General features: G+C 36.2%; 3 protein-coding genes and 1 pseudogene. All 4 read right to left on the reverse strand.

Annotated elements, in window-relative coordinates; all coding sequences use genetic code 11:
- Window positions 1-83 precede the first annotated feature (83 nt).
- A complete protein-coding gene (locus GMD6S_RS08350) occupies window positions 84-1070 on the reverse strand; it encodes a GMP reductase (protein WP_000931160.1) in 987 nt (328 codons plus the stop codon).
- Window positions 1071-1240: 170 nt separating this feature from the next.
- Window positions 1241-2545 carry an McrC family protein gene (locus tag GMD6S_RS08355; protein WP_001223076.1) on the reverse strand — a complete coding sequence of 435 codons (1305 nt, stop codon included), beginning with the start codon at window positions 2543-2545 and terminating at the stop codon, window positions 1241-1243.
- Window positions 2532-4181 (reverse strand): AAA family ATPase, encoded by a 1650-nt coding sequence (locus GMD6S_RS08360; protein ID WP_000428053.1) that lies wholly within the window; start codon window positions 4179-4181, stop codon window positions 2532-2534. The genes GMD6S_RS08355 and GMD6S_RS08360 overlap by 14 nt, the downstream gene beginning before the upstream one ends.
- Window positions 4182-4362: 181 nt before the next feature.
- Window positions 4363-4443 (reverse strand): annotated as a pseudogene (locus GMD6S_RS08365) (translation factor (SUA5)); the annotation flags it as partial.

Raw genomic sequence — 4443 nt, forward strand, 5'->3', positions numbered from 1 at the left:
TTACACTAAGGGTGGAAACTTGTCTTATTATAACAGAAATTTGCTCTAATAACAAGTTTTTTTATGGGTGGACTAAGTGTCTCTTAGTGGGATGCATCACCGTTCCAGATAGAGTTTTTCACGATAACATAATCAACGTGTTTGAGGTCGGCAACTTTTCGTCCACCTGCGTAGGAAATGGCACTTTGCAAGTCCTGCTCCATCTCAGTAAGGGTATCTTGTAGATGACCTTTGGCAGGAAGTAAGATGCGTTTTCCTTCCACATTTTTATAAGCACCCTTTTGATATTGTGAAGCGGAACCATAGTATTCTTTAAACTGTTCGCCGTCGACTTCAATCGTCTTTCCTGGGCTTTCGATATGTCCTGCAAATAGGGAACCAATCATGACCATGCTAGCACCGAAACGGATAGACTTGGCAATATCACCATGAGTACGAATCCCACCATCAGCGATGATCGGTTTACGCGCAGCCTTTGCACACCAACGCAGGGCAGCCAACTGCCAACCACCTGTACCAAAACCAGTCTTGACCTTGGTAATACAAACCTTACCAGGACCGATTCCAACCTTGGTAGCATCCGCACCAGCATTTTCCAATTCACGCACAGCTTCTGGTGTTCCCACATTCCCAGCAATGACAAAAGTAGCCGGCAATTCTTTCTTGATGTGCTGAATCATAGAAATCACGCTATCTGCATGACCATGAGCAATATCAATCGTGATATACTCAGGAGCATCAGCCTTGAGTTGGCTAACAAAGTCGTACTCGTAATCCTTGACACCGACAGAAATGGAAGCAATGAGCCCTTGATCGTGCATGCGCTTGATAAAAGGAATGCGCCCAGCTTCATCAAAACGGTGCATAATGTAGAAGTAGCCGCCTTTAGCCAATTGCTCTGCAACATTCTCATCCAAAATCGTCTGCATATTGGCTGGTACAACAGGTAGTTTGAAAGTGTGATTTCCAAGTGTGACACTCGTATCCGCTTCTGCACGGCTTTTAATGACACATTTATTAGGGATCAACTGAATATCTTCGTAATCAAAAATCGGAAATTCATTTAACATATCGATGTCTCGTTTCTTTTGTGATGACCTACCTATGCTTGCGCATCCCTACGCCTTTTTGCGACGTTTCCTTGATTTATTATAAATCAAAGTACAGTTTTTGTCAAATAATTTCAATTATAAAACAATAATGTTCGGTTTTTATGGTTTAAATATAAAAAGTGGAGAGACTAGTTTCTCCCCACTTCCTTATCAATATTCTTTTTAAAAATTTCTTCAGAGCTTTCCATCATTTCAGAAAATCCCCTATAAGATGAAGCATTCTGAGGAATTTGGATAGAAAATTTCTTCAACAAAGCTCCATAACCTGCTAGCTTTCCTATCTCATTATCAACAACCTTGTCCTTGCTCGGAAAAACAAGACCACCTTTCTCAGCTTTTAAAATATAAGAATAGGAAATCAGCTGGAATAAGTCCTCACGGTTGATTCCTTTTTCAGTGAACTCCAGTTCTTTATATTTAGCATCTAAAACTATTTTTAACTCTTTATGATAAAAATCTGGAAATACTTTTCTTTCACGATTAGAAAATACTGAAATACCGTCTGTCTTATCCTTATTTCGTGGATGGATGAAATCTTTTGGCAACAAGGTATAAACATACTCTTCCCAAAGCCAGGAAACATCAAAAAGAATACCATGTACCTTTTGGGCTTGAGATCCAAGACCATGCTTTTCTCTACTCAGAATCATCAAGCAGAGTTCCTGTAATTTTCTGTACTCTCTGAAATAGGCGTGTCGGATGGGTTTGATTTTATTTATTCTGATAATCTTGGCACGATCAGCTAGTTTATAAGCTGGAGTTACACGCACGATTTCAGATACATTTTCACGATTACTATCGAGCAGAACTCCGAAACTTTTCTGATTCTTTATGTACTCAATCGTATGCCGAATCAACTGCATGAGGGGATTATCATAGGTGAACTCTCTTGTTGTGTAGACAACATTTCCCATGAAAGGAACATTTCTTTTAAGGTGATTTCCAACATCTATCACTCCTTTTACATGACTGTCGTTATGAGAAAATCGCTGGTATTCCTTATACAGACCTTTTCGAATTGCAGCTTGTAGATACTTGGGGAAGAGATACATCAAAAGTTGATAGAGCTTATCTTCACGCGACAAAGCTACATCCAAACTAGTCAGATTGATATTTAGAACTTTCTGCAATAGATAATGCAAAAAATGGTCGTTACTTTCATCAGAAAAACGAGAGGAAATCGTCAATTTTTCCTGACCACACCCCAGAAAACCAATCACATTTCCAGTCTTAATTTCCTGATCGACAGTTTCAAAAATCTTTTGGTCCTTATCCAAATCAGGAGAATGAGTCAAATCATTTGGGAATATAAAGATACTGTCCTCTATAGAAAGGTTATCCAGTGTTCTATCAAGAAGAGCTTGACTTAGTTTGGGATATTCTGCGACAAAATCTTCTTTAGCAATTCTATGCTGATTATCAGTTATCCGCATTATCATCACCAGTATCTTGCTGAACTGTTTGCTCTTTATTTGTCAGATCAAATGCTTTTTTCAATATTGCCAGAGTTTCAGACTCTTCATAAGAACCCCGCAAGTAGTCTTCTAGGAGGGGTTTAATATAATCAGACCAGAGGAATTCATAGTCAAAGTCTACATCCTTCAATTTAAGGAAATAACTTGGACCGATATGATAATGACTGTTTAATTCCTGAACGTTTTCGATAGCAGCATTCAAGTTTCTTAGACGAAGTTTTGCTTCTTCTGCATGGATATCTAGTTCTTTATCCAACATAGCAACTTGGCTTTCAGCAGTAACTTCAACAAAACGGAAACGACGGCGCATAGCAAAATCAAAGGTGTCCACTGAACGGTCAATATCATTCATGGTTCCAATAATGTAGACATTTTCAGGGATATAAAATTTCTCATCAGTCTCATGTAAATTAGCATACTGAGTAGAAACACATCCCTTTTCACCACGATAGCCAGGGTCAATAGAGAAAAAGAGTTCACCAAAAATCTTAGAAATCTCACCACGGTTGATTTCATCGATGATGAAGATAAAATTCTTGTCTGTCTTGATCTCTGTTGGAGAGATATAGTCTTTCAAACCAAATCTTTTCTTTAAAGTTTCAAGGACTTTTTTTCCTTGGTTACGATAATAGAGCTTTTTCAGATAATTTTTGTCTTTATAGAGTTCATAAACATAAGATTTTGTTAAGACAGTTCCTTTGGCTTTAGTTTCATAATTGATATTAAAATTATTTCGACTATTTACTGTGAGATAGGAAAATTCTGTCAAATATTCTTTTTCATCTCTACTATTAACATACTCAAGATAAAGATCCCAAGCTTCATCAAAATTATCTTGTCCTCCAGTTTTCTGAGCTTCTTTCGCTCTCTGACAGAACTTCTTAAAAATACCATCCTCTAGCTTAAACTCAATAGCTCCATCCCCATTTGATACCGGTCTTAACCCCTCAACAAAATCCGTATAATCATAAGATGGATGAAACTGTACAAAGCCGATTTGGTCTTCGTTGCCATCCGTTAATTCTTTAGCAATTTCTTTAGCAAGATAAGTTTTTCCTGTGCCAGGAGCACCGCGGAGGATGAGGTTTTTGGATTTTTTTAATTTATCTAAATAATCGTTAATATTTTTATTCATAACAACTTTCTCTATATTTTTTCTGTATGTACCATTTAGAATGGATTTATATAAATTGATACGTTCTGAATTTCTATCCCAATACACTGTATGTCTGTTTGTGTTATTACCCATGTTCCATTCACCAATTTTCAACCATTCTACACCAATAGAATGGTTGAACTTTTCTTTTGATGATTCATAATAGTAGGATTTAATTACTTTTCCGATTCCATAAAATTTTGATATTCCTTTCTTAGCTATCACAATATCGCCAACTTTAATTTTATGTGCAAATTGCCATATAAACTTCTTTTGTTTATCCCCAGCAGGAAGCTCCCGATAATTGTTATATTTAAATAAATCTGAAATATTATAATTTGAAAAATCAATAGAAAGTTTATTATTTTTTATAAAATCATCCCATATACCTTTATGCGTAGGAATCGCAATTAACCAAAAGTTCACTATATTCTCCATAAAATTTTTCCATTTCAAAACACAATATTTAATGATAATTCATTTGACTTTTGCTAAATTATCTTCTAACCACAGTCCACTCCTAGAATATCATATCTATTTAAAAAAGAAAAGAATTTCCAAAGAAAAAGCCCAGTGTTAGGAGCTTCAATGTTTCTTAACACTAGACTTCTTTTCAATATTAATAATACTCACCCTGACGGTAGTCCCATGAGTTAAAGGTATCTGACAAATGCATCATGATTTTATCAATGTCAAGCCC

This window comes from Streptococcus sp. GMD6S (assembly GCF_000297015.1).